We start from the raw sequence: 26,728 nt of genomic DNA on the forward strand, positions 1-26,728 counted from the left end.
TCAGCCCCGCATCATCAGGTCGACGACGTCGTTGCGGGTGAGGATGCCGCTCGGCCTGCCTTCGGCATCGACCACGCCGATCGTTTCACCCGTGCCTGCAAACAGCGGTGCCGCCTCGGCGATGGTCGCGCGTTCGCGAATGGTGGTTGCGGGAAAGGCCGCCTCGACGGCACGCATGATCGAGCCGGCGCGGATCACCTTGGCGCGGGCGATATTGCGAGTGAACTCCGCCACATAGGGCGTCGCCGGATTGAGCACCAGTTCCTCCGGCGTACCGGCCTGGACCACGACGCCGTCCTTCATGATGGCGATGCGGTCGGCAAGACGGATCGCCTCGTCGAAATCGTGGGTGATGAAGACGATGGTCTTCTGCAACGCTGCCTGCAGCCGCAGGAATTCGTCCTGCATTTCCCGCCTGATCAGCGGGTCGAGCGCCGAAAAAGGTTCGTCGAGAAACCAGAGTTCCGGCTCGACGGCCAGCGAGCGGGCAATGCCGACCCGCTGCTGCTGGCCACCGGACAACTGCCGCGGAAAGACGTTTTCCTTGCCCGAAAGCCCGACGAGCTCGATCATTCGCCGGGCGCGTTCCTCCCGCTGCCGGCGGTCGACGCCCTGGACCTCAAGCGGGAAGGCGACGTTGGCAAGAACGGTGAGATGCGGCAGCAGGGCGAAATGCTGAAAGACCATGCCCATCTGGTGGCGGCGGATCTCGATCATCCGCGCCTCGCCGGCATCCAGCAGATTTTCACCGTTGAAGAGGATCTCACCCGAGGTCGGCTCGACAAGGCGCGAAAGGCAGCGCACCAGCGTCGATTTTCCGGAGCCGGACAGGCCCATGATGACGAAGATTTCGCCGGTTCTGACATCGAGATCGACATTGCGCACCGCCGGAACCATGCCTGCGGCAATCAATGCCTCGATATCGGGCGCATTGCCCGCGCGCAGCCGGTCGCGAGCGCCGGCGCCGAATATCTTCCAGACATTGCGGCAGACGAGTTTTGTTTCGGAGGTCATGAAATTTCCAGTGAGCGGACGGCCCCGAGGCCATCGAAAGCTGGCAGGGAATGGCGCCCCCTCCGGGCAGGGATTGGAGGAGGCGCCACTGCCTTCACGTCATTTCTTGATCCATTCGGACCAGCGGGCTTCGTTGGCGGCAATCCATTCGGCCGTCACGTCCTCGACCTTCTTGCCGTCGAGATCGACCTTGGCGATCATGGCGCCCATTTCGTCGTTGTCGAGCTTGAAGGCAGTGATCGCCTTGTGGGCGCCCGGCCACTTGTCCTTGAGGCCAGCCCAGCTGACCTTCCAGATCGGGCCGAACGGCTTGCCGCAGTCATAGGCGGCATCCGGGTTCACGCCGGTGGAGGCATCCTCGTAGCAGGCCTTGGAGAAGGGCGGGAACTCCACCCATTCGCCCTTGTATTTGATCGGCGCCCAATGCGGCGCGTAGATCCACAGCAGGATCGGCGCCTTGCGCTGGTAGGCGCTTTCCAGTTCGGCGAACAGGGCAGCGTCCGTGCCGGCATGGATCACTTCGAACGGCAAATCGAGGGCCTCGACGCGCTCGTCGTCAAATCCGCCCCAGGTTACCGGGCCGCCGAGATAACGGCCTTTTGGCGCGGTCTCGGGAATGGAAAAGGCTTCGGCGCAGGCCTCGCTCTTCAAGGCCTCCCAGTTCGGCAGGCCCGGGCATTTTTCCTTCATGTATTCCGGAAACCACCATTCTTCCTTGGCCTCCATGCCGGTTTCGCCAAGGTTTTCCACCTTGCCGGTCGCAGTGGCGGCATCCATCGCTTCGCGGCCGGTGGTTTCCCAGATTTCCATCGCCACATGCAGGTCGCCGCTTTCGAGGCCGGCGAACTGGGCGAGATAATCGGCCTGGACGTATTCGATCGAATAACCGGCCTTCTTCAGCACGTCGCCCATGATGTGGGTGGTGATGAGCTGGCCAGTCCAGTCATGCAGCGTCAGCTTGATGGGATCTGTGGATTCCTGAGCATAGCTCGGCGTGGCAATGGAGGCGCCGGCCAGCATCAACGCGGCGGCAGTAATTTTTGGCAGGCGGGCAAAATCAATCATTCGAGGTCTCCCAGTAGAGCTCGTTGAATTTCTTATCTCTGGTGAGGCACCCGACCGTCGTTCCCCGTACTTTTGTATCTTGTGACGAGAGTGCGCAGCGACAATGTCGCGTCAATTGGCGTCACTTGTCAATGCGTTTTGTGGTTTTGATGTGATTTTGTGACCGATTGTGCGGCATGGGATTGTCGCCTTGCATGCGCTCCAGTATGACTTTCTCATATACGGGCAGGACAACACACATGGCCACATCGAAACGGCACAGGGATATCTTGCGGCTTCTGGAGCGCGACGGCACCGTCGCCATCGCCGACCTGGCGCGCCGGCTCAACGTTTCGCTGGAAACGGTGCGCCGCGACGTCAAGCCGCTGGTGGGGGACGGCAGCGTCATCAAGATCCACGGCGCCGTCTGCCTTCCTTCCGTCGTCGGCGAGGCACCGTTCGAAAAGCGCATGCGTGAAAACAGCGAGGCGAAAAAGGATATAGCCGGTGCCGTGGCGCGCAGCATCCGCGACGGCGATTCGATCATGATGGATACGGGCACGACGACCAGCTTTCTGGCGCGGGAGCTTCTCGGCCATCGCCGCCTGACGGTGGTGACCAATTCCTCCGACATCGCCCGTACGCTGGCGACGGTGAACGGCAACAAGGTCTACATGGCCGGCGGAGAATTGCGCAGCGACAACGGCGCGGCGTTCGGCGCCACGGCCATCGAATTCGTCAGCCGCTTCAGCGTCACGCATGCGGTGATTTCCACCGGGGCCGTCAACATTGATGGCGTCTGGGACTACGACCTGGAAGAAGCGGAATTTGCCCGCATGGTGGTCAGCCGGGGAAAACGCGGCGTGGTGGTTACGGACCACAGCAAGTTCGGCCGCCAGGGCCTTGTAAAGGTTTGCGATTTCCCGAGGGTAACCGAGCTCGCCACAGATTTTGCGCCGCCGGAGGACATCGCCAGGGTGCTGGAGGCCGCCGGTGTGGAACTGATGCTTTCATCGGTTTCGCAACGGGGGGCGGCGGCTGAGGTGATTTCTTAGGTGATGGGTGGAGGCGTCACATTCGAAAATGGAATCTGCCCTGGCTACATAGATAAATCGCATAAGCTGAATTATGGAACCGTTATGCATTCCACATTTCCTTCCACTTCTCTGCCCAAAGCCATTGGGCCAGATCGCATAGATGCCAGCGAACGACACCGTCGAGATAGGGTCGGCCCACGTTCGATGGCCTGTGCCAGCGCCGCACGCTGCTGATCGTTCAGCCGCGACGGATGACCGGGAGCCTTCCCAGTCCGTCGGCCCCTCGGGCGTTGAAGCGCATGACCCAGTCCCGGACAATCCGGAGCGTGACTCTGCCGAGGCGGGCGGCATCGGAGCGCGAGCCGTCGTCGTAAATCGAGGCGAGCGCCAACAAGCGCCGTGCCTGGGCTGCGTCTTTCGTCTGCCGTGCCAGCAGCCGCAGCCCCTCGCCATCAAAATCGTCACGCAATGAAATCCCTGATCGCATCGCTGACCTCCGGTTTGCACCAGAGATTCAGATTCACCGCAATTTGGGAAGGCCAAAGAGTCGAGGTCAGCGAGGCGGCGTATTAATGGCTTCACAAGCACAGCACGCTTGATGATGCAAAAGCAGGGCCGTAAATCATCGGCCCCACACAAGGATCGCAGCTAAGCTGAGAGGAAGGCTAGTTTAATCGCCACTTGTTTGAGCCACATCAAAGACCGCCGCGCACGAACACTCCAATGCTCCGGTAATAAATTGCGGGAGCCGCCCTGGTATGAAACTTCTTCGTCTGGTCCTATTGCTTTGCGCCGGCCTGTTCCTGGCCGGTCATGCCAGTGCACGCACGGTGTTGCAGGAATACCTGCCTGCCGTAAAGGCAGCCGAGCTTGTTCCGGGCGCAGACAGCTTTGGACCGATACGCGAAGACCTGGCGGTCGCACCGGTCCTGAAAGGCGGGGAGACCATCGCCTGGGTGTTCCTCACCTCCGACTTCGTCGGCACGACCGGCTACTCCGGCAAGCCGATCCACACGCTCGTGGCGATCGGGCCTGAAGCCAAGATCATCAGCGTGCAACTGGTGAAACATTCCGAGCCCATCGTTCTCATCGGCATTCCCGAAGCAAAGGTGAAAGCGCTGGTTGCCGGTTATGCCGGCCTCGACCTTGTCGCCGAGGCCAAATCCGGCGGCACGGCGCATGAGGTGGACATCATTTCCGGCGCAACGGTGACGGTGATGGTGATCGACGATTCGATCGTCCGCTCCGGCCTGAAGGTGGCGCGTGCGCTCGGCCTCGGCGGCTTGGCGCGCGAGGCGGAAAATGCCGGCCCCCGTTTCGAGATCGATCCCGCCGCCACCTCGCCGGCAGACTGGATCGAAGCCGAGGGTGACGGAACGCTGCGCCGGCTGTCGCTGGACGTGGCGCAGGTCAACGCCGCCTTTGCCGAGCATCCCGACGAGCGCGCCCGCGAACGTGCGATCACCGAAGCACCGCAGACGACTTTCATCGACATGCAGGCTGCACTGGTTTCGGTTCCCGCCATCGGCAAGGCGCTGCTCGGCCCGGCCGAAGAGGCCAATCTCAAAACCTGGCTGCGCGACGGCGAGAATGCCATAGCCGTGATGGGACGCGGCCTCTATTCCTTCAAGGGCTCGGGTTATGTGCGCGGCGGCATCTTCGACCGCATCGTGCTGATCCAGGACGACGTGTCCGTGCGCTTCCGCGACCGTGACCACCGCCGCCTCGGCGCCATCGCGCTTGCCGGCGCGCCGGAATTCACCGAGATGGACCTGTTCCGCATTCCGGCCAATGTCGGGTTCGATCCGGCCAAGCCCTTCCGCATCCAGCTCCTGGCGCATCGCGACGTCGGGCCGATCGAGAAGATCTTCCACACGTTCGACCTCGGCTACCAGCTGCCGCAAAAATACCTGCTCGCCGTCGCGCCGCCGGTCAAGGACGTCGCCGTCGTCGCCGATCGTGACGAAGGCACGGCCCAGGCGGACCTCTGGAAACGCATCTGGCAGGATTCGAAGCTGAAGATCGGCGTTCTCGTCGCCATGCTGGTGGCGCTGACCGGCGTCTTCTTCTTCCAGACCTATGCGGTCAGGAATGCCAAGGCCTTCTATATCTTCCGCATCGTCTTCCTGACGGTGACGCTGGTCTTCCTCGGCTGGTACGCCAATGCCCAGCTTTCGGTCGTCAATCTGATGGCACTGTTCGGCAGTCTGGTGACCGGGTTCAGCTGGCAGGCCTTCCTTCTCGATCCGCTGACCTTCATCCTGTGGTTTTCTCTGGCGGCCGCCCTGCTGTTCTGGGGGCGCGGCGCCTATTGCGGCTGGCTCTGCCCCTTCGGCGCCCTGCAGGAACTGACCAACCAGATCGCCCGCAAGCTGCGCATTCCGCAATGGACGCTGCCCTGGGGCCTGCACGAGCGGCTCTGGCCGATCAAATACATGATTTTCCTCGGCCTCTTCGGCGTCTCGCTGATGAGCGTCGAGCAGGCGGAACATCTGGCGGAGATCGAACCGTTCAAGACGGCGATCATCTTGAAGTTCATCCGCGCCTGGCCCTTCGTCGCCTATGCGGTGGCGCTGCTGGTCGCCGGGCTCTTCGTCGAGCGGTTCTATTGCCGCTACCTCTGCCCGCTGGGGGCGGCCCTTGCGATCCCGGCGCGCATGCGCATGTTCGATTGGCTCAAGCGCTACCACGAATGCGGAAATCCCTGCCAGACCTGCGCCAACCAGTGTCCGGTGCAGGCAATTCACCGCACCGGCGAGATCAACCCGAACGAATGCATCAACTGCCTGCACTGCCAGGTGCTCTACCAGTCCGAATCCGTCTGTCCCGTGGTGATCAAGAAGATGAAGTCGCGGGCCAAGCTCGCGGCGAGTTCAGGGGCTGCACCGATCCAACAACCCGTAGCAAAAGTCTAACAGAAAGAGGAGCCGATCATGGAATCGAAAGAAAACAAGGGGCTGAGTCGTCGCGCGCTGTTCAGCGCAACGGCCGGCAGCGCCGTGCTGGCCGGCGCGATGACGCCGGCGGCACTCGGCCTTGGCGCGGCAAGCCTTGCAACCCCGGCCCGCGCCGCGGCCGGAGCCGATGGCTCGGTCGCACCCGGCAAGCTCGACGACTATTACGGCTTCTGGTCCTCGGGCCAGAGCGGCGAGATGCGCATTCTCGGCATTCCCTCGATGCGCGAGCTGATGCGGGTGCCGGTGTTCAACCGTTGCTCCGCGACAGGCTGGGGCCAGACCAATGAATCGATCCGCATCCACCAGCGCACGATGACGGAGAAGACGAAAAAGCAGCTTGCCGCCAACGGCAAGAAGATCCACGACAACGGCGACCTTCACCATGTCCACATGTCCTTCACCGAGGGCAAATATGACGGCCGATACCTCTTCATGAACGACAAGGCCAACACCCGGGTGGCGCGCGTGCGCTGCGACGTGATGAAGACGGATGCCATCCTGGAAATCCCCAACGCCAAGGGCATCCACGGCCTGCGCCCGCAGAAATGGCCGCGCTCGAACTACGTCTTCTGCAACGGCGAGGACGAAGCGCCGCTCGTCAACGACGGTTCGACGATGAAGGACGTATCCACCTACGTGAACATCTTCACGGCCGTCGATGCCGACAAGTGGGAGGTGGCCTGGCAGGTCAAGGTCTCCGGCAATCTCGACAACTGCGATGCAGACTACGAGGGCAAGTGGGCGTTCTCGACCAGCTACAACTCCGAAATGGGCATGAGCCTGGAGGAGATGACCAAGTCCGAGATGGACCATGTCGTCGTCTTCAACCTCGCCGAGATCGAGAAGGCGATCGCCGCCGGGCAATACGAGGAGGTCAACGGCGTCAAGGTGGTCGACGGCCGCAAGGAGGCCAAGTCCCTCTTCACCCGCTATATCCCCATCGCCAACAATCCGCACGGCTGCAACATGGCGCCGGACAAGAAACACCTGTGCGTCGCCGGCAAGCTCTCGCCCACCGTCACCGTGCTGGATGTCACCAAGTTCGACGCCCTGTTCTATGACAATGCCGAGCCACGCAGCGCCGTGGTGGCGGAACCGGAACTGGGCCTCGGCCCGCTTCACACCGCCTTCGACGGCCGCGGCAACGCCTATACCTCCCTCTTCCTGGACAGCCAGGTGGTGAAGTGGAACATCGACGAGGCGATCCGCGCCTATGCCGGCGAAAAGATCAACCCGATCAAGGACAAGCTCGACGTCCAGTACCAGCCGGGCCACTTGAAGACTGTGATGGGCGAGACGCTGGATGCCTCCAGTGATTGGCTGGTGTGCCTTTGCAAGTTCTCGAAGGACCGCTTCCTCAACGTCGGTCCGCTGAAGCCGGAAAACGACCAGCTCATCGATATCTCCGGCGACAAGATGGTGCTGGTGCACGACGGCCCGAACTTTGCCGAGCCGCATGACGCGATTGCCGTCGCCCCCTCGATCCTGCCGAACATCCGCTCGGTCTGGGACCGCCAGGATCACCTGTGGGCCGAGACGCGCAAGCAGGCGGAGGCCGATCAGGTCAACATCGACGAGTGGACCGACGCCGTCATCCGCGACGGCAACAAGGTGCGCGTCTACATGACCTCGGTGGCACCGAGCTTCAGCCAGGAGAGCTTCACGGTGAAGGAAGGCGACGAGGTTACGGTGATCGTCACCAACCTCGACGAGATCGACGACCTGACGCACGGCTTCACCATGGGCAACCATGGCGTTGCCATGGAGGTCGGGCCGCAGATGACGAGCTCCGTCACCTTCGTGGCGGCCAATCCGGGCGTCTACTGGTACTATTGCCAATGGTTCTGCCATGCCCTGCACATGGAAATGCGCGGCCGGATGTTCGTGGAACCGAAGGACGCCTGAGCGATGCGCCTGTCCGTCCTGCTGATCGGTCTTCTTCTCGCTTCGCCGCTTGCCGCGGCGGAGCATGCGGTCGCGCCGGGTCCGGGCAGCCTTGCCGCAGCCGTCGCCGGGGCTCTGCCCGGCGACGTGCTGACACTGACCGACGGGGCCTATGCCGGCCCCGTCACCATCGACCGGCCGCTGACGATCGTCGGCCCGCGCACGGCAGTGGTGGATGGGCTGGGAGAGGGCAGCGTGCTGACGGTCACCGTGCCGGACGTCACCCTGACCGGTTTTACCGTCACCGGCTCGGGTCGGGTGAACCAGGATCTCGATTCAGGCGTGAAGATCGTCAAGGGCGCCGACCGTGCCCGTGTCGAAAACCTGTTCGTCACCGGCAACATGCACGGCATCGACGTGCATGGCGGGCGCAACAGCGCCATCATCGGCAACGAGATCGTCGGCACCGACAGCCCGCGCATGAACGAGCGCGGCAACGGCATCTATGTCTGGAACAGCCCCGGCACGCTCCTGGAAAACAATGTCATCCGCTACGGCCGCGACGGCATCTTTTCCAATGCCAGCGCCGACAGCATCTATCGCGGCAATATCATGCGCGACCTGCGGTTTGCCGTACATTTCATGTACACGCGCAACACCGAGGTTTCCGGCAACATCTCGATCGGCAACCATCTCGGCTTCGCCATCATGTTTTCCGATCGCGCCAGGATCCGCAACAATCTCAGCCTCGGCGACCGGGAACACGGGCTGATGCTGAACTATGCCAACAATGCCGATGTCACCGGCAATCTGGTGCGGGGCGGCACGAAGAAATGCCTGTTCATCTACAACGCCCACAAGAATCTCATATGGGACAACCGTTTCGAGGGCTGCGGCATCGGCATCCATTTCACCGCCGGCTCGGAAAAGAACGTCCTGACCGGCAACGCCTTCGTCGCCAATCGCGAGCAGGTGAAATATGTCGGCACCCGCAACATGGAATGGAGCCATGAGGGCCGCGGCAATTTCTGGTCGGACCATCCGGCCTACGACCTCAACGGCGACGGCATCGCCGACAGCTTTTATCGACCCAACGACCTGATGGACCAGATCCTCTGGTCACAACCGGCGGCCAGCCTGCTCACCGGCTCGCCCGCCGTGCAGTTGGTGCGCTGGAGCCAGCGGGATTTTCCCGCAACGCTGCCCGGAGGCGTGCGCGACAGCGCGCCGCTGATGCGCCCCCTGAGCATATCCGTCCCGTCCGAAATCCTCGCCTATGAGGCCGAGGCTGCCGGGCGCTGGACCGAAGGAAATTATGATGACACCGACGCTGACACTCTCTCGGCTCACTAAACGCTTCGGCGGCATGGAGGCGCTGAAGGCGGTCTCCCTCTCTCTGGAGCCGGGAAAGCGCGCCGCGCTGCTCGGCCATAACGGCGCAGGTAAATCGACGCTGATGAAGATCGTGCTCGGCCTCATCCCGTTCGACGGCGGCGAGGTTTCGGTCTGCGGCGCCGCGCCGGGTTCGCCTTCGGCGCGGGCACAGGTGGCCTACCTGCCGGAAAACGTCGCCTTCCACCCGGCGCTGACGGGAGAAGAGCAACTCCGCCACTATCTGGCGCTGCGCGGCGAGAGCCCGCGCCAGGCCATGGAGCTTCTTGGCCGGGTGGGGCTGGCGCATGCCGCGCAGCGGCGGATCGGTACTTACTCCAAGGGCATGCGCCAGCGCGTTGGCCTCGCCCAGACGCTGATCGGCCGCCCCCGCCTGCTGGTGCTGGACGAGCCGACCTCCGGCCTCGATCCGGTATCGCGGCGTGATTTCTACGACCTGCTCGACGGCCTTGCCGCCGAAGGAACCGCGATCCTGCTCTCATCCCATGTGCTGACCGAGGTGGAAGCCCGCACCGACAGCATCCTCATCCTGTCCGGCGGGCAACTGGTGGCGGAAGGCACGCTCGCCGCCCTGCGCGCCCGCGCCGCCCTGCCCGTCGCCTTCTCGGTGTTTCCCGCTCCCGGCCATGAGGCATCGCTGGCGGCGGCCTTTCCCGAAGCGGCTGCCGACGCGGACGGTCATCTGCGCCTCTCCTGCACCCAGGCGGAAAAATTGCCGCTCATCGCACGGATCGCAGCGCTTGGAGATCACGTCGCCGATCTCGATGTCGTCCCGCCCAGCCTTGAGGATATCTACAGCCATTTCAGCCGGAGGGATGGACAATGAGCCGTATCCTCGCCACAGCGATCAGCGAATTCCGCATCGCCTTTCGCAACCGCTGGGTTTCCATCGCCACCGGCATGATGGTGCTGTTTGCGCTGGTGCTCGCCGCCGCCGGCTCGGCTCCGACGGGCGATGTCGGTGTCGACCGGCTGTCCGTGACGGTCGCCTCGCTCACCTCGCTCGCGGTTTACCTGGTGCCGCTGCTGGCGCTGCTGATGAGTTTCGATGCGGTGGCGGGCGAAGTGGAGCGCGGCACGCTGCCGCTTCTCCTTACCTATCCCGTCTCGCGCCTGCAGATCCTGCTCGGCAAGCTTCTGGCGCATCTGGCGATCCTCGCTCTTGCGGTGACGCTGGGTTATGGCGCAGCGGCGCTCGTCGCCGTCTGGTCCGATCCGGGTGCGGTCCAGGGGCTCGGTTCGCTGTGGCGGTTGATCTGGACGTCGGTGCTGCTCGGCGCGACCTTCCTTGGCGCCGGTTATGCCCTTTCCGCGCTGGCACGGCGGCCTTCGGGTGCTGCGGGACTGGCCATAGCCCTCTGGCTGGTGGCGGTCGTGCTCTACGATCTCGCTCTCCTGGCGCTGATCGTCACGGATGGCGGCGGGGCCTTCACCACGCGAGCCCTGCCCGTCGCCTTGCTTGCCAATCCGGCCGACGCCTTCCGCGTCTTCAATCTTTCGGCGGCTGAAGCCGTTGCCGCAGCCGGCGGCATCGGCGGGGCCGCAGGCGCTATCCCGCTGTGGCAATCGGCCGCCTCGCTCTTCCTCTGGCCGCTTGCCGCCATCGGGCTCGCCGTCGCAGCTTTCCGGAAGGTAACCCTATGAGACCTCGCCTTCGCCCCCTGCTTGTCGTTTCCGCGCTGCTGCTCCTATCCGCCTGCAAGCAGGAGGTGGCGCAGAACACCACGCCAAAGGACATGACGCCCGAGACGCTTGGCCACTACTGCCAGATGAACCTGCTGGAGCATCCCGGCCCCAAGGCCCAGGTTTTCCTCGAAGGCAATCCGGCGCCGTTGTTCTTCAGCCAGGTGCGTGATGCCATCGCTTACATGCGCGGGCCGGAACAGGTGGCGCCGATCCTCATCCTCTACGTCAACGACATGGGAAAGGCGGGGGCGACGTGGGACCGGCCCGGCGACGGCAACTGGATCGCTGCCACCGAAGCCTTCTACGTCGTCGGCTCCAAGCGCATGGGCGGCATGGGCGCGCCTGAAACCGTGCCTTTTTCCAGCAAGGAGCGCGCCGAGGCTTTCGCTGTCGCCGAGGGCGGCCATGTGCTGACGCTGAACGATATTACCGATGACATGGTCTTGGCGCCGGTCGAGGCCGTCGCGGACCAAGCGGTCGACGACGCGGATTTCGACGATCGTCTGCGTGCCCTGCCCAACAAAGCCGGAGGTTGAACCATGCCGATAACCCGCCGTCGCCTGATCGCGATTTCCGCAGCCCTGGCCATTCTCCCCGCTGCCGCCCGCGCAGCGGCGACCACAACCACCCGCCTGTGGACAGGACAGGCGCTGGGTGCGCGCGCCTCGATCCGCCTCGACCATCCCGACGCGGAGGCCATCGCCGCCCGTGTCATGACGGAGATCGACCGGCTGGAGAACATTCTCAGCCTCTATCGTTCGGAAAGCGCGCTTTCGCAGCTGAACCGCAAGGGACACCTTGCGGCACCGCCGTTCGAGCTTCTCGAATGCCTGTCGCTGGCTGGGTCCGTGCACCGGGCGAGCGGCGGCCGCTTCGATCCGACCGTGCAGCCGCTCTGGGCACTCTGGGCCGAAGCCGCCGCCAACGGCCGACGGCCCGAAGCCCGAGCCATCGAAACGGCGCGCAACAATACCGGCTGGAGCAAGGTGACGCTTGATACCACCGAGATTACCCTGCAGCCGGGCATGGCGCTGACGCTGAACGGCATCGGCCAGGGTTATGTCGCCGACCGGATCGCCGCGCTGCTGGAAGCCGAGGGGTTGACCGACATCCTGATCGACACCGGCGAGTTCCGCGCCCTCGGCGGCAAGCCTGAGGACGGCGGCGCCTCCGGGCCGGGCTGGCCGGTGCGGCTGCAGACGGGCGAACGCCTTTCGCTGCGCCAGCGCGCGCTCGCGACGTCCGCCCCCCTGGGCACGACCTTCGACCAGGCTGGAAAAGACGGCCATATCCTCGACCCGGCCACCGGGATGCCTGCACCGCCAGGCTGGCGGTCGATTTCGATCTCGGCCCCATCAGCCGCGATCGCCGACGCGCTGGCGACGGCGGGCTGCCTGATGACGGATCGCGCTGCGATCCTCACCATGCTCGGCAGCTTCGAACAGGCACGCTTGGAAGCTGCGGCGTAGCGGCTTGCCGATCAGGACAACGGAGGAGGAAATCATGGACAAGAAAGACGAACGCAAGCGCCTGGTGTTTTCCGGCGAGCATGTCAGCGGCCGGGATGCCAACGGCAGCAGCCTCGTGCCGATGCTTCTCGCCGGGCTCGTACTGATCGGGATCGGTTATGTCGCCGTGATGGTGTTCGTCTAACCCATCGGCTGCCAGCAGCAGGACTTTTGAGATCTGCGTGCGGGAATTTATAGCTGACTGATTTTATTGACGATTCACGACCTTTGTCGAATGATCGAGGCGGATGACGGGCTGTCGTCGGGCGGGTCGGGCAACTTCGGCCGTACAATCGACCGGGGACCGGTCGGCCAGGCGCTCGCCCTGTTCAAGGCGGCACTGTGATCAATCCGATGACACCTGTCGGACGTGAAGCTGGCGGCGGCTATGGCAGTCTTTGCAAGCCGGACGCCCCGGCTCACGAGGGCCTATTGGCAACCTGCGAAGACCTCACAAAGGCCGCCAAGCCCAATGGGCACAACTCTCCCTGATGTTCAAATCAAGCTAAACCGGATGCTCGCGGGAGCAGTCCGAGAGTGACGGAATCCAGGCCTTCCGCCGATCTCTTTCCGAAATGGAAAGTCACGATAAGCATTTGAGTAATTTTATTTCACAGATTTGTGATTTTGCGAATTTTTCGAACAAAAACTTGACTCGCTAACTCCTGATAATATAGGTCAGCAACACTGACACATCGTGACACAGGAGGATGCGACTTGGCGCAGCTTGAAGAAACCACCGGCCTTTACGACCGCTCGCAGGAGAAGAGCAGCTGCGGCGTCGGTTTCATCACGCGAAAAGACAGCGTCCAGACACATGACGTGCTGAGCAAGGGCCACGAGGCGCTGTGCGCCGTGCCGCATCGCGGCGGCATGTCGGCCGAAGGTGTCGGGGATGGGGCCGGCGTGTCGGTGGATCTGTCCCTGCCGTTCTTCCGCAAGCTGACGGGGATCGCCGATCTTCAGCCGCGCCGCTTCGGCGTCGGCAACTTTTTCCTGCCCAACGATCCCGCCTGTCACGGCGAAGCGGAACGGCTGATCGAGGCCGCACTCACCGAGCAGGGCTTCCCGCTGCTCTTGAAGCGTGTCGTTCCCGTCGACGAAAGCGCCATCCGTCCCGCGGCGGTGCGCTACCAGCTGCCGATCCGCCAATGGGTGTTCGGCTGCCACGAGACCGGCGCGACCCAGGCCGAATTCGATTTCCGCATCCACAAGGCGCTGCTCGCCATCGAGGCGCAGGCTTATACCGAGCCGCGCTTCGCCGGGCTCTATCCGCTGTCGCTCAGCGCCCGCATGCAGGTGTTCAAGGGCCGGCTGAATTCCAACGAGGTGATGCCGTATTTCCGCGATCTGGTCGATCCGGCCCATGCGGTGCACACCCTCTATTTTCACACGCGGTTTTCCACCAACACCGATCCGCACCCTTCCATGGCGCAGCCCTTCCGGTTGATGGCCCACAACGGCGAACTCAACACCGACCGCAAGAACCGTCTTTCGGAAGCGGCGATCGCCCTATCGAAGAATGCCGCGATCATCCGCCCGAAGGGCCAGTCGGACAGCTGCCGCCTCGACCAGACGCTGCAGATGCGGGTGCTGGAAGACGGGCTCGACCTCGTTACCGCCGTGGTTTCGATGATGCCGCCGGCCTGGGAGAACGACGATACCCTGCCGGATGACGTCGTGGCGATGCTCGAATATTTTTCGCTCTACGAAGAAAAGAACGACGGACCGGCAGCGCTGATTTTCGGCGACGGCGACGTCATCGGCGCCCGGCTCGACCGGCTGGGCCTCAGGCCGCTGCGCACGGTGGAAACCGAGGACTATCTCTGCGTCATGTCGGAAGCCGGCCAGATCGGCTTTCCGCCGGAAACCGTGCTGCGCCGCGGCCGCATCGAGGCCGGTGGCATGCTGTGCTACGACCACGTTGCCAAACGCGCCTTTGCGACCAACGAAGCGCTGGACATGCTGGCGGCACGCCGTCCCTACCGCGACCTGCTGCGCGAGGCGCGCGTGCGGCTGGCGGAATTGCCGGAGATTCCAGCCGAAGCACAGGGGTCTCCGTTGCGTTACAACGGCGACCTCGAACGCCATCAGCGCTACGTCGCCTATTCGCTCAACCAGGAAAGTTTCAAGTTCCTGATGGACCCGATGCTGGCGACAGGCGCCGAAAAGATTTCGGCCATGGGCTATGGCAATGCCATCAACGCGCTGTCCGACCAGGAAGGCGGCGTGGCGAAATATTTCTCGCAGCGTTTCGCCCAGGTTACCAATCCGCCGCTCGATTCGATCCGCGAGGCAGACGGCATGACGCTGCGCGTGGCGCTCGGCGCCAAGCCGAACATCGGCGCCAAGGCCGCCCGCCAGATCGTCGTTCCTTCGCCGATCCTCACCCATCTCGACATGCTGCGCATCCGCGAGCAAACCGAAACGCCGGTGCGGCGCTTCGAGATGTTGTATGCGCCTGATCTGACGGATGCGGCTGCGAACGAACAGGCACTGGAAGCGACGATCGACGATCTTTGCAATGCGATTGCCCGCTTTGCCCGCGACGAAGGCGGCATCGCCGTCGTCACCGACCGCCATGTGGCGAAGGACCGCGCCGCCCTGCCGATGATCCTCGTGGTTTCGGCCATCAACCAGAAACTCATCGAGGAAGGCCTGCGGCTGCGGCTGTCGCTGGTGGTCGAAAGCGGCCAGATCGCCTCGTCGCACCACATCGCCGCCGTGCTCGGTTTCGGCGCATCGGCCGTCTATCCGCTCGGCGTGCAGTTCCGCGCCGAAGAAAAGTTCGGCGCTGACGCCGACAAGGCCTTCAAGCGTTTCGCCAAGGCAGCGGAAAAGGCGCTGATGAAGACCATGGGCAAGGTCGGCCTCTGCACCGCCGAAAGCTATATCGGCGGCGAATTCTTCGAGCCGAATTTTCTCGACACCAGCGATCCGGTGCTGAACCGCTATTTTCCCAACGTCAAGACGCCGGTCGGCGGCGTGAATTTCAAGGTGATTGCCGGCGCGGTGGCGGACTGGCACGCCAAGGCGCTGACGGTGACGCGTGAAGACGACATCCCGCTGCTCGGCCTGTTCAAGGAACGGGCGGAAGGCGCCGGCCACTCCTTCGGCACGGCGGCGGTGCGCGGTTTCGTCGACATGACGGAAGAAACCATCGCCTTCGACAGGAAGGACGCGGACGACCCGTTCCTGCGCCTCCTGACCCTCAACCGCCTGGACGACGCCTTCGGCATCGACGATGATGCCTACCGCAACAACAGCTTCGAAAAACTGACGCCGAAAGCGATCGATAGCTTCGCCATCACGCCCGGCTATCGCAACTTCATCCGCCTGATGACCGACGAACGCATGCGCCGCCCGGCGGCGTTGCGTGACGTGCTCGCCTTTCCGGCCGACGTCACCTACCTGACCTCGGCAGAGGATTTCCGCAAGGAAATGGGCCGCTTCTCGCGCAAGGGCAACAACAGTTTTTTGGTGCGCGGCCTCGCTTGCGAAAACCGCGGCGACAACACGTTCCGGCTTGCCTTCACCCGGCCCGCCGACGACGAACTGGCACGCCTCGGCGCGCTCGGCCAATCGCTGGTCATGCGCTTCGGCGAGGACCTGCGCGGCCATTGGATCGAAAGCGGTGCGCTGATGGTTCAGGCCGCCGGCGAGGCCCGCGATTATCTGGCGCTGATCCGCACCGCGCCGGACAGCATTCCGCTGGAAACCGTGCAGAATGCCAGCGAGATCACCCCGCTGCTCGCCTCCGGCGCCATGAGCCATGGGGCGCTGGTCGCCAATGCCCACGAGGCCGTCGCCCACGGCACCAACATGGTCGGCGGCATGTCGAATTCCGGCGAGGGCGGCGAGCACGTCTCGCGCTACGGCACCATTCGCGCCTCGCGCATCAAGCAGTTCGCCTCCGGCCGCTTCGGCATCTGGGCCGGTTATCTCGCCGATCCGATGCTGGAGGAGCTGGAAATCAAGATCGGCCAGGGCGCCAAGCCCGGCGAAGGCGGCCAGCTTCCGGCGCAGAAGGTGACGGTGGAAATCGCCGCCGCCCGCGGCGGCACGCCCGGCGTCGAACTCGTCTCGCCGCCGCCGCACCACGACACCTATTCCATCGAGGACCTGGCGCAGCTCATCCACGACTGCAAGGCGGCGCGGGTGCGGGTCATCGTCAAGCTGGTCTCGTCGGAGGGCATCGGCACCATCGCCGTCGGCGTCGCCAAGGCGGGCGCCGATGTCATCAACGTTGCCGGCAACACCGGCGGCACGGGCGCAGCCGCCGTCACCAGCCTGAAATATACCGGCCGCGCCGCCGAAATCGGCATCGCCGAGGTGCACCAGGCGCTCCTCGCCAACGGCCTGCGCCAGAAGGTGCTGCTGCGCTGCTCCGGCGCGCACCAGACGGCCAGCGACGTCGTCAAGTCGGCGCTGCTCGGCGGCGACAGTTTCGAATTCGGCACCACGGCGCTGATGATGCTGAAATGCGTCATGGCGAAGAACTGCAACATCAAGTGCCCCGCCGGCCTCACCACCAATCCGGAAGTCTTCGACGGCGATCCGCGGGCGCTGGCGCAATATCTGCTGAACATCGCCCACGAAACCCGCGAAATCCTTGCCGCGATCGGCGTGCGCTCGCTGCGGGAAGCACGAGGCCGCGCCGACCTTCTGCACCTGCTCGACCATCCCGCCAGCGTCGGCCAGCTCGACCTCCGCGCCATGCTGGCGATCGTCCGGGAACAGGTCATCGAGCATCCGGTCTACATGGAGGCCGAATACGCCGTCGACGACGATTTCATTTCGCTTGTCCGCTCGGCGCTGATCGACGAACGGCGCGCCGACATCAGCCTTGGCGGTAACCGGCATCTGAACAACTGCAACAAGAGTGTCGGCGGCCGGCTTTCCGTCGATATCGAACGCCTTCTCAACTACGAACTGGACGAACAAACGGCAGCAAACCTGCCGGCCGTCCGGCAGGATCGCCGCGGCCGCCGCTTCCTCGATGCGGGCAGCGTGCGGATCTCCACCTCGGGTTCGGCCGGCCAGTCGTTCGGCGCCTTCTGCAACGACGGCATGGCGCTGACGCACACCGGCACCTGCAACGACGGCGTCGGCAAGAGCGCCGGCGGCGGTACGATTTCCGTGCGCTCGCCGGGCGGCGGTTCGGACGAAGCGGGCGGCAACGTGCTTGTCGGCAATTTTGCCCTTTTCGGCGCCACCGGCGGCCGGCTGTTCGTCGAAGGCCAGGCCGGCGACCGGTTTGCCGTGCGCAATTCCGGCGCCACCGCCGTGGTCGAAGGCGTCGGCGACTTCTGCTGCGAATACATGACCAACGGCGCAGTGCTCAACCTCGGCAGCTTCGGCAAGGGGTTCGGCAACGGCATGAGCGGCGGTTTCGTCTATCAATACGATCCCTACGGCGACCTGCCGAAGAAGATGAGCCACGATTCCATCCTGCTCGGCGCCATCGATAACGAAACCGATCCGATGGCGGCGGTGCATGCCGATGCCATCCTCCGCCTGCTGCAATGGCATGTCGAGGCGACCGGTTCGCAGAAGGCCCGCTGGTTGATCGAAAACTGGGACAGCGAGAAGCACAATTTCGTCTACGGCATGCCGCGTGCCCTGCTGCTCTACCAGGACAGCGACGCGATACTGCAGGCGAAAAACCGCAAGGATCTGGTCGAGGAACTCGCAACTGCACTCGCCGCCCATCAGGTGCGAAAATTCAAGCTGGCCTATCGCGACCGCCGGCCGGTTCTGAACGGCCGCGTGCCGGGTTACGGCGAGACCGATACCGAGGAAATGTTCACCCTCATCAACAATTACACCGTGCTGTCCATGGCCCAGTCCGTGGCGCTCGCCCGCGTGCCGAATGCCGGCGGCCCGTCCGATCCGGTGGTCGAGAAGGCGGTGCGCAACCTGCTGCTGACCGAGGATTTTGCGCTGATGCAGAAGATCGCCCGCTATGCCCGCGAAGCGGTCGCCGATCACGACGAGGAAGCCCTGGCGGTGATGATCGCCGCCAAGCGGCTCGATGACTACCGCCAGGCGCTTGCAGGCCGCAACACGCTGTCGATGGACAGCCCCGGCACATACGGCTGGATCATCCACCAGACGAACCGCAACATCGAGCGCATCGGCCGCCTGCCGAGCTTCGAGGAACTGTTCGCCCGGCGCGCGCTCGCCGGCCTTGCCCCTGCCGCCCGCCAGATGTGAGACCGACCATGAAGATCCCCTATATCCCCGAGGATGCGCCCTTCAACACCGATCAGCGGGCCTGGCTCGGCGGTTTCCTCGCCGGCCTGCATTCCCGCCTCGCCATTGCACCGGAGGCATCGGCCGCAACCGGGTCCGCTGCCTCAGCCAAAACAGAGCCCTTGTTCGTCCTCTACGGCACCCAGACCGGCAATGCCGAACGTGTCGCCATGGATGCGGCGGTGACAGCCCAAGCCATGGGTTTTACCGCCGAAGTCGCCGGCCTCGACGACATCGGCATGGAGCGGCTGGCCACGATGCGGCGGCTGATCGTCGTCACCTCCACCTATGGCGAAGGCGAGATGCCGGACAATGCCCAGCTGTTCTGGGATGCCCTCTCCGCCTCGACCGCACCCCGGCTGGAAGGCCTGCGTTTTGCCGTGCTCGCCCTTGGCGATACCGGCTATGACGGCTTCTGCCAGGCAGGCAAGCTGATCGACATGCGCCTGGAGCAACTTGGCGCAAGCCGCATTCTTGCCCGCCGCGATTGCGATATCGACTACGAAGACCCCGCGAACGCCTGGATCGCCGAGGCCCTGCCGCTGACGGTGCCGGACGACGGCGCTGGCGGCAAGCCCGCCGCGCTGCCCCGCGCCGCGGCCTCACCGGCACGCCAGACAACCGGCTGGAGCCGCAAGAATCCCTATGCCGCCCGGCTTGCCGTCAATCGCCGCCTGTCCGGAAGCACATCGGCCAAGGAAATCCGCCACTACGAATTCGATCTTGGCGACAGCGGCCTGCAATACGAAGCCGGCGACGCGCTGGGCGTCATGCCGGTCAACGATCCCGCCCTTGTCCGATTGCTGCTGACGCGCCTCGACGCCGATCCGGACACGTCCGTCGGCGACACGTCGCTTGGAGCGTTGCTGACCACCGGCCTCGAAATCTCGACACCGCCACGCGACCTGATCGCCGAGGTGGAACGCCGCGCCGGCAATGAAGAGCTGACGCATTTACTGCGCAACGGCGACAAGGAAGCGCTCGACGCGTTTCTCTGGGGCAAGGATATCTGCGATCTCGTCGCGCTTGCACCGCCGTCCTCCTTTTCCGCCGACGATATCCTGCCGCTTCTCAAGCCGCTGCAGCACCGTGCCTATTCGATCTCCTCCAGTCCGCATGCGGCAAGCGGCCACGTTCACCTGACCGTCGCCAGCGTGCGTTATCATGCCGATGGCCGCGACCGCTGCGGCGTCTGCTCGACCTTCCTCGCCGACCGCGTGGCGCAGAATGGTGCTGCCGGCATTTTCGTATCGCAGAACAAAAATTTCCGCCTGCCGGCAGACAACGACACGCCGGTGATCATGGTCGGCCCCGGAACCGGCATCGCTCCCTTCCGCGCCTTCCTGCAGGAGCGCCAGGCCCGCGGCGCCCGCGGCCGCAACTGGCTGTTCTTCGGCGACCAGCACCACGACAGCGACTTCATCTATCAGGACGAACTGGCCGAAATGAGCCGCGACGGCCTGCTTTCCCGCCTCGACCTCGCCTTCTCCCGTGACCAGCAGGAAAAGATCTACGTCCAGACACGCATGCGCGAAAACGGCAAGGCGCTGTTCGACTGGCTGCAGCAAGGCGCATTCTTCTACGTCTGCGGCGACGCCAGCCGCATGGCCCGCGACGTGGACGCCGCGCTCTCCGACATCGTCGCCAGCCATGGAAACCTGACGCAAGAGAAGGCCTCCGATTACATCGCCGGCCTGAAACGGGAGAAGCGTTACCTCCGAGATGTTTATTGAGCGATCCGGGCATCATCAAAGACCGCCGCTTATTCGCTGAAGCTGAGGTCGGTGGCGATGATGACACCGGTGCGCTCATAAAGCTTGCTCGGCAGATGAAATAGCCATGCGCCGCCTGAGGCACTGAACGGAAGGTCTCCTGAATTAGCCCCCGAAAAGCCCGGACATGCTCTTTTCCAGGGAGTTCACGAATTTGCTGAAAAACTGCGCCGAGAGTTTTCGCGCGGTCGAGTCGATCAGCCGGGAGCCCAACTGGGCGATCTTTCCGCCGATATCGACCTTGACATTGTATTGGAGAAGCGTTCCGCCGTCTGCCTGTTCCGTCAGGATGACGTCTGCGGTGCCTTTGGCGAAGCCGGCAACCCCACCCTTGCCCTCGCCGACGATGGTATACGAAAAAGGAGGGTTGAGATCGCAAAGCTGCACCGATCCCTCGAAGCGCGCCTTGATCGGGCCGATCTTCAGGACGACGGTGGCAGCCATATCGGTATCCGTCGACTTCTCAAGCCTTTTGGGACGATGTTCACATCGCTGTCGTAGCGAAGCAGCGTGTCGTAGATGAAACAGAGATAGCCGCGACCGTTGGCCGAGCGCTCGGCCAGGGGGTGCGCGGACATCAATACCCAGGAAGCACGACCAAAACCGCCGTGCCAGTAACGTGGCTCCGGCCATGCCGGGTTCGCCCCACCGGTCGGTTCATCGGTTCGTGCGTCGGATCAGTCGACAATCGCTCCTCCCATCCTGTATTGCCCGCATTGCCGTAACCGGTGGATTTCCAGGATAACCGCAACAGCCTGGGGTAGCGGCCGGCCTTATCTTTGAGCGTAACTGATGACCGAAAGATACCGGGCAGGCAGCTTTACCAACACCTGGGGGCCATGCGGCGCATCGGCGTCGAAGAACAGGCTGTCCCCCACCTGCATGGTATATAGCTGATCGCCGTGCCGATACACGACCTCGCCTTCGAGCATGTAGATCAGTTCATTGCCTTCGTGCTGAAACGTCGGAAAAACATCGGATTCAGTGGTCAATGTGATCAGGTACGGCTCTACATTCACACCGCTGCTGTTGTTGTCGAGATGACCGAGAAGGCTGTATTGATGACCGGCTCGTGTCCCTCTCCTCTCGATGTTTATACCTTGGCCGGCTTTCACGAACGTCGCATTCCGCGGCTCCTCGAAACTTCGAAAGAACGCGGTAAGCGGCACTCCAAGCGCCCTGGACAGACTTTGCAGCGTGGTAAGCGATGGAGAGATGTTTCCATTCTCAATCTTGGAAAGCATGCCGACGGACATCCCGGTCGCGGATGCAAGATCTGCCACGGTAACGCCGAGTGTCTTTCTGTAGGCACGCACCTCATGCCCGATCGCCATTTCGAGATTGTTCTCACGCGGTTCCCTTACCGCATGGGGATCCTGACCAAATCCACTGGGCGCCGCCTTCGTCGATACGCTCTTGCTAGCCATCTCAGCCTCTTTTGAATATCACCCTGTGACAGACATAATGCCGTTTTCCTGAGAAGAAAATACGTTTCGTCATCTATGCCGCGTGACGTTTTCCGGAGGCCCCCGGTCGAAGCGATCGGTTGGCTGACGGCGCTGCTACCGAGGGATCACAGCATAGCGGCGATGCTCAAGGCAGGGCAAAATCTTTCGAACGTCCGCAAGTCGCTGTTTGGATATCTTCGCATAGATCAGATCCTGCGCCGCTGCGGCAGGGCGCCCTCCAGCGCCTGACCCAGACCCTTGCCTTGGGCCATCTCCGAGGTGAGATAGGCGGCCGCGACTTCCGAGTCGTTCTGCGTCTCGAAAGTCATGCCTTTGCGCGCCAGGTCGTGACGCAGATTGTTGTGGTTGGACAGCGATCCATTGTGCACGAGGCACTAGTCGGCTCGGCGCCGACGATGCATTGCTTGTGATCGACGATACCGCCTTGCCCGGGAAGGGTTAAGCATCCGGCCGGTTTCGGCGCCGCAATATGCCTCGACACCGCGCATGCGAGCCAATGGCCAGACGCTGGTATCGCTGGCACTTGCACGAGACGAGGTTTGCCTGCCGGTATAGTCGTCCACGCAGAAGGTTCCCCCTCTGCATGGACATTCATTTCAGGCCGAAGCATCAATCCCCGTAGCCGACGACACTCTTGATCTCGAGGAAATCGTGGATGCCGAAATCGGCATATTCGCGGCCGTTGCCCGACTGCTTGTAGCCGCCGAACGATGCCATCGTGTCCCAGTCGGGATAATTGAGATAGACCGAACCGGCGCGCATGCGCGATGCCACGCGACGGGCTCTTGCGATATCGGTTGACTGGACGTAGGCGGCGAGGCCGTAGACGGTGTCGTTGGCGATGCGGATCGCGTCTTCCTCATCTTCGTAGGAGATGATCGACAGGACCGGACCAAAAATCTCTTCCCGGGCGATCGTCATCTCAGGCGTGACGTTGCCGAAAACCGTCGGGCGGATGTAGTAGCCGCGGTTGAGGCCTTCCGGTCGCCCCGGACCGCCGGTCACGAGAGTAGCTCCCTCCTCGATTCCCGTCTCGATCAGACGCTGAATCTTGTCGAACTGGATATCGCTCACGACGGGACCGAGATTTGTGTCTTCCGCGTTCGGATCGCCGGTGCGGAAGGCGTCCGCAGCAACCTTTGCGATGGCAAGCGCCTCCTCGTGGCGCGCACGCGGAACCAGCATGCGTGTCGGCGCATCGCAGGACTGCCCGGTATTGCTAAAGCAGCCGCGGACGCCCTTTGTAACCGCGGTCTCGAAATCGGCATCCGGAAGGATGATGTTGGCCGACTTGCCGCCGAGCTCCTGTGCAACGCGCTTGACCGTGTCGGCAGCAGCCTTCGCGACGATGATGCCAGCCCTGGTCGAGCCGGTGAAGGAGACCATGTCGACATCGGGATGCGAGGCCATGATCTGGCCGACGTCCGCACCTGTGCCGTTGACGAGATTGAACACGCCCTTGGGCACGCCTGCGGCATGCATGACCTCGGCGAAGACGATGCCGGAAATCGGCGCGATTTCCGATGGCTTGAGCACGACGGTGCAGCCGGCGGCAATGGCCGGCGCCACCTTGCAGACGATCTGGTTGAGCGGCCAGTTCCACGGCGTGATGAGTGCGCAGACGCCGATCGGCTCCTTGACCACCATCGTGCTGCCGCGCTTTTCGCTGAACTCGTAGGTTTCGAACGCCTTGATGGTGGATTCGAGATGTCCCCGCCCGGCCCAGGCCTGCGCATCACGGGCAAAGGCCAGCGGCGCCCCCATCTCGGACGACACGGCCTGCGCGATATCTTCGAAACGTTCGAGATAGACCTCATGGATGCGCTTCAGGAGCGCTAGCCGTTCGGCAGGCGACGTCCGTGAAAAGGTTTCGAAGGCCGCTTTGGCGGCGGCAACGGCCTTGTCCACGTCGGCCGCGGAGCCGACCGCGATTCGGGTGAAGGCCTCTTCGGTTGCCGGATTGATCACATCGAGCGTCTTGGGAGAAACCGGCGATACCCATTCGCCGTCGATATAGAAATGTTCGTGATAGCTCATCGAGCTGTCCTTTCTGTCATTGTTTGAAGGCGTTCTTCCGCAAAACCTCACGCGAGGACGATGCCGCCTTCGATGATCGGTCCCGTCTTTTCGAAACGATCGAGTGCAAATGGCTTCATGCGACGGTCGATCCGGCCTTTTGCGATCGCCTCCGCCAACAGCCTGCCGGCGGCCGGCGCGCCGGCAAAGCCGTAGGACCAGCCGGCCGAGAACCAGAGGTCCTTCAGGTCCGGATGCTCGCCCAGAAGCGGCGCGTAGTCCGTCGAGGCATGGAACTGTCCGGCCCAATGGCGCAGGATGCGCACCTCGCCGAGCTGCGGGAACATCTCCAGATAGACTTTCGCCATGTTGGCCATGACAGGCACGTCGACTTTCAGGGACATGCGCGGTCTTTCCGGCACCTCGGTTCCCCCCACCACTTCGCCCCGCGCGGTCTGGTGGAAATAGGCCAGGCTGTCGATCAGCGCGATGGCGGGCTTGATCAGCGGTCGCGTCGGCTCAAGCGCCATCGCTTCGATGCGCATGCCGAAGCCGTTGAGCGGCACGGCGGCCATTGCCGCGATATCAGGATTGTTCGGACCGGCGCAGGAGACGACGCAATCGGCCTCGATCCTGTGATCGCCGACCAGCACCGCACTGACGCGAGGCCCGGTGCGCTCCAGGCCGGAAATCTTCGTTCGGTAGCGAACATCGACACCATTGCGCTGGCAGAATGCCAGCAGGCCCTTCATGACCGCGTGGTGCGGCGCCACACCGCCCTCCGGCTGGTGCTGCACGGCGCGGACGCGGGCCTTGTTGATCGCCGGAAGCAGATCGTCGATCTCGCGACGCGACAGCATCCGGCTGTTGACGCCCAGGCTCTGCTGAACCTTCAGCCCTTCGAGCAGCATCGCTTCGCTCTTTTCGGCCTCGGAGACCACCGAGTAGCCGCGCTGGGTGAACATGACGTTCTCGCCGAGGCGCTTCGACCAGCTTCGCCATTCTTCGACGGTCAGGATGAACAGTTCCGTCCATGGCACCGACGCAAAACCCGGCCGGATGAGCGTGCCATTGCGGCCCGAAGCGCCGCCCTGCCAATAGCCGGCATCAAGGACGAGGATGTCCTTGTGTCCGCGTTCGACCAGGTTGAAGGCAACGGAGAGGCCCTGGACGCCACCACCGATGATGACGACGGAGGCGCGTTTGGGAAGCGGCAACGTATTCATTGGTCAGGCTCCACCAGTGCTGCAAGTCCTGCCGCCTGCGCGACGGTGATCGACCGGCGTGGCGGCCGGTGCGTCGGGCGGGCGAACATCTCCGGCTCGACGCCGATGCGGGCGGCCAACAGCGCCAGCATGTTTTCCCAGCAGGGAAAACCCTGGCAGGTTCCCATGCCGCAGGAAGTAAGCCGCTTCAGCACCTCCGGGTCCGTCTCTCCCGCATCGATATGGCAATAGAGTTCACCGGCCGTGACATCCATGCAGGGGCAGACCAGCGTGTCCGGATGCACGTGCCGCGCGGCGTGAATGCGTTCATCGCCGCGCGCCGCGGCGCCGACAATGGAAAACGACTGCGGCAGCGGGTGGGCCTGAACCTGAAACATTCCCTCGCCCGACGCCTGGAAGCCGAGACTCGGGTCCGCCCGCCATGGTCCGGCGTGAACCACGGCATCACAGCGGATCTGCGTGCCGGCACGGATGCCTGTCACGCGCCGCCGCCCCATGATTTCAGAGAGTTCGGCAACCGGCCCGCGATGGACGACATCGACGCCGAGGGCAGCGAGTTTTTCGGCAATATCCATCTCTGCTCCGGTGCCCACCACCGCAACGCGCTGGCCGGCCATCACACGATGCACGGCCGCAAGCTGCAGGGCGGCATACGCATCCAGAACGCCCGGCAACTGGCTGCCCCTGACCATCGGCGGGATCGAGCGGCGTCCCGTCGCCAGAACGGTTTTCCTCGGCACGAATGCGACCGCACCGCGCCGATTATCATGCGGTGCGCCGACCATGAGGGCACCGTCCCGATAGGCGCCGAACAGCTCCATGCCCGGGAAGAGACGGACCCGGGGATCGAGAATTTCGAGCGTCGCCCCCATGGACGAGGCAAAGCGGGCGAGGCTGTCCCCTCGCGTCACGAGTGCCACGGTCCCGCCGCGTTCCGCGTGTCTGTTGGCTTCCGCAATTCCGGCAGGTCCTCCACCGACGACGAGGCAGTCCACGTCCAGGCGTTCGCCGGCGACAGCCGTTGCGGCGAGGGATGTGTCGGCCGGACGGGCGACGCCGGCGAGATTTGCCATGGCCCTCTCGGCGAGGCGGTAGGCAAGGCCGCTTTTCGGCATCCATGCGCCATGCTCGAACCCGCCGTAGACGAGTTTCGGCGGCAGTGCCTGGGCAAGGCGCAGGAGATCGAAGCGCGGCGAAGGCCAGGTATTCTGCATTTCGACGACAAGGCCCGCCTCGACCGCCACCTGATCGATACGTACGTTCGGGCGGCCATTGACACGGGCCAGCACGCCGGTCGGATAGGAGCCGCTGTAACCGAGCGGGCGATGGACCTTCCGCGACCGTGCAAGCGTGGTGATGCCCGCGCGCCAAAGGGCTGCCGCAACGCTGTCGCCGGAACGGCCGGTAACAGGCGTCCCGTTCCAGAGAAAGGTTACCTCGATCTGCCGGTTGTTTTGCTCCATATCCC

19 protein-coding genes and 2 pseudogenes are annotated in these 26,728 nt (G+C 63.6%); 11 read left to right on the forward strand and 10 right to left on the reverse strand.

Annotated features, from left to right (window positions below; genetic code table 11):
• Entirely contained in the window at positions 1-1,014 is a 1,014-nt protein-coding gene (locus tag DEM27_RS25375; RefSeq protein WP_109461038.1) for a quaternary amine ABC transporter ATP-binding protein, read from the reverse strand.
• A gap of 99 nt (positions 1,015-1,113) precedes the next feature.
• Positions 1,114-2,079: an ABC transporter substrate-binding protein gene (locus tag DEM27_RS25380; RefSeq protein ID WP_109461039.1), complete on the reverse strand. Its 966-nt coding sequence runs from the start codon at positions 2,077-2,079 to the stop codon at positions 1,114-1,116.
• 239 nt (positions 2,080-2,318) lie between these two features.
• Here DEM27_RS25380 and DEM27_RS25385 point away from each other — a divergent pair, with 239 nt between their 5' ends.
• Positions 2,319-3,113, forward strand: coding sequence for a DeoR/GlpR family DNA-binding transcription regulator (locus DEM27_RS25385; RefSeq protein WP_109461040.1), 795 nt, complete (start codon positions 2,319-2,321; stop codon positions 3,111-3,113).
• A gap of 220 nt (positions 3,114-3,333) precedes the next feature.
• On the opposite strand, the gene DEM27_RS25390 is transcribed toward DEM27_RS25385, so the two are convergent.
• Positions 3,334-3,582, reverse strand: coding sequence for a COG3415 family protein (locus tag DEM27_RS25390; RefSeq protein ID WP_109461041.1), 249 nt, complete (start codon positions 3,580-3,582; stop codon positions 3,334-3,336).
• 271 nt (positions 3,583-3,853) lie between these two features.
• On the opposite strand from DEM27_RS25390, the gene DEM27_RS25395 reads away from it, so the two are divergent.
• The 10 genes from DEM27_RS25395 (at position 3,854) to DEM27_RS25435 (ending at position 20,510) form a co-directional block, all read left to right on the forward strand.
• Entirely contained in the window at positions 3,854-6,010 is a 2,157-nt protein-coding gene (locus DEM27_RS25395; protein ID WP_109461042.1) for a NosR/NirI family protein, read from the forward strand.
• 18 nt (positions 6,011-6,028) lie between these two features.
• Entirely contained in the window at positions 6,029-7,957 is a 1,929-nt protein-coding gene (nosZ, locus tag DEM27_RS25400; protein ID WP_109461043.1) for a TAT-dependent nitrous-oxide reductase, read from the forward strand.
• Positions 7,958-7,960: 3 nt separating this feature from the next.
• A complete protein-coding gene (locus tag DEM27_RS25405; protein ID WP_109461044.1) occupies positions 7,961-9,289 on the forward strand; it encodes a nitrous oxide reductase family maturation protein NosD in 1,329 nt (442 codons plus the stop codon).
• Positions 9,255-10,154 carry an ABC transporter ATP-binding protein gene (locus DEM27_RS25410; RefSeq protein WP_109461045.1) on the forward strand — a complete coding sequence of 300 codons (900 nt, stop codon included), beginning with the start codon at positions 9,255-9,257 and terminating at the stop codon, positions 10,152-10,154. The genes DEM27_RS25405 and DEM27_RS25410 overlap by 35 nt, the downstream gene beginning before the upstream one ends.
• Positions 10,151-10,972, forward strand: a complete 822-nt coding sequence (locus DEM27_RS25415; protein ID WP_109461046.1) for an ABC transporter permease — start codon at positions 10,151-10,153, stop codon at positions 10,970-10,972. The genes DEM27_RS25410 and DEM27_RS25415 overlap by 4 nt, the downstream gene beginning before the upstream one ends.
• Positions 10,969-11,550 carry a nitrous oxide reductase accessory protein NosL gene (locus tag DEM27_RS25420; RefSeq protein WP_109461047.1) on the forward strand — a complete coding sequence of 194 codons (582 nt, stop codon included), beginning with the start codon at positions 10,969-10,971 and terminating at the stop codon, positions 11,548-11,550. The genes DEM27_RS25415 and DEM27_RS25420 overlap by 4 nt, the downstream gene beginning before the upstream one ends.
• A gap of 3 nt (positions 11,551-11,553) precedes the next feature.
• A complete protein-coding gene (locus tag DEM27_RS25425; protein ID WP_109461048.1) occupies positions 11,554-12,483 on the forward strand; it encodes an FAD:protein FMN transferase in 930 nt (309 codons plus the stop codon).
• A gap of 34 nt (positions 12,484-12,517) precedes the next feature.
• On the forward strand, positions 12,518-12,667 hold the full coding sequence (locus DEM27_RS34180) for a hypothetical protein (RefSeq protein WP_165823587.1): 150 nt from the start codon (positions 12,518-12,520) through the stop codon (positions 12,665-12,667).
• 572 nt (positions 12,668-13,239) lie between these two features.
• Positions 13,240-18,738 carry a glutamate synthase-related protein gene (locus DEM27_RS25430; protein WP_109461049.1) on the forward strand — a complete coding sequence of 1,833 codons (5,499 nt, stop codon included), beginning with the start codon at positions 13,240-13,242 and terminating at the stop codon, positions 18,736-18,738.
• Between the two features lie 8 nt (positions 18,739-18,746).
• On the forward strand, positions 18,747-20,510 hold the full coding sequence (locus tag DEM27_RS25435) for a sulfite reductase subunit alpha (RefSeq protein ID WP_109461050.1): 1,764 nt from the start codon (positions 18,747-18,749) through the stop codon (positions 20,508-20,510).
• Positions 20,511-20,542: 32 nt separating this feature from the next.
• Here DEM27_RS25435 and DEM27_RS35285 read toward each other — a convergent pair.
• The 7 genes and pseudogenes from DEM27_RS35285 to DEM27_RS25470 form a co-directional block, all read right to left on the reverse strand.
• Positions 20,543-20,650 (reverse strand): annotated as a pseudogene (locus tag DEM27_RS35285) (ATP-binding protein); the annotation flags it as partial.
• A gap of 4 nt (positions 20,651-20,654) precedes the next feature.
• Positions 20,655-21,077 (reverse strand): SRPBCC family protein, encoded by a 423-nt coding sequence (locus tag DEM27_RS25445; protein WP_420028858.1) that lies wholly within the window; start codon positions 21,075-21,077, stop codon positions 20,655-20,657.
• Positions 21,078-21,322: 245 nt separating this feature from the next.
• Complete coding sequence (locus DEM27_RS25450; RefSeq protein ID WP_109461052.1) at positions 21,323-21,976, reverse strand: helix-turn-helix domain-containing protein; 654 nt, start codon at positions 21,974-21,976, stop codon at positions 21,323-21,325.
• Between the two features lie 248 nt (positions 21,977-22,224).
• A pseudogene (locus tag DEM27_RS25455) lies at positions 22,225-22,392 on the reverse strand (class II glutamine amidotransferase); the annotation flags it as partial.
• A gap of 235 nt (positions 22,393-22,627) precedes the next feature.
• The gene (locus DEM27_RS25460) at positions 22,628-24,055 is read right to left on the reverse strand and encodes an aldehyde dehydrogenase family protein (RefSeq protein ID WP_109461053.1); all 1,428 of its coding nucleotides are present in this window, start codon (positions 24,053-24,055) and stop codon (positions 22,628-22,630) included.
• A gap of 47 nt (positions 24,056-24,102) precedes the next feature.
• Entirely contained in the window at positions 24,103-25,260 is a 1,158-nt protein-coding gene (locus DEM27_RS25465) for an NAD(P)/FAD-dependent oxidoreductase (RefSeq protein WP_109461054.1), read from the reverse strand.
• A complete protein-coding gene (locus DEM27_RS25470; RefSeq protein WP_109461055.1) occupies positions 25,257-26,723 on the reverse strand; it encodes a 2Fe-2S iron-sulfur cluster-binding protein in 1,467 nt (488 codons plus the stop codon). Before DEM27_RS25470 ends, DEM27_RS25465 begins: the two co-directional genes overlap by 4 nt.
• Between the last annotated feature and the right edge of the window lie 5 nt (positions 26,724-26,728).

Origin of the sequence: Rhizobium album, from assembly GCF_003122325.1 — a bacterium.
Lineage (GTDB): Bacteria > Pseudomonadota > Alphaproteobacteria > Rhizobiales > Rhizobiaceae > Metarhizobium > Metarhizobium album.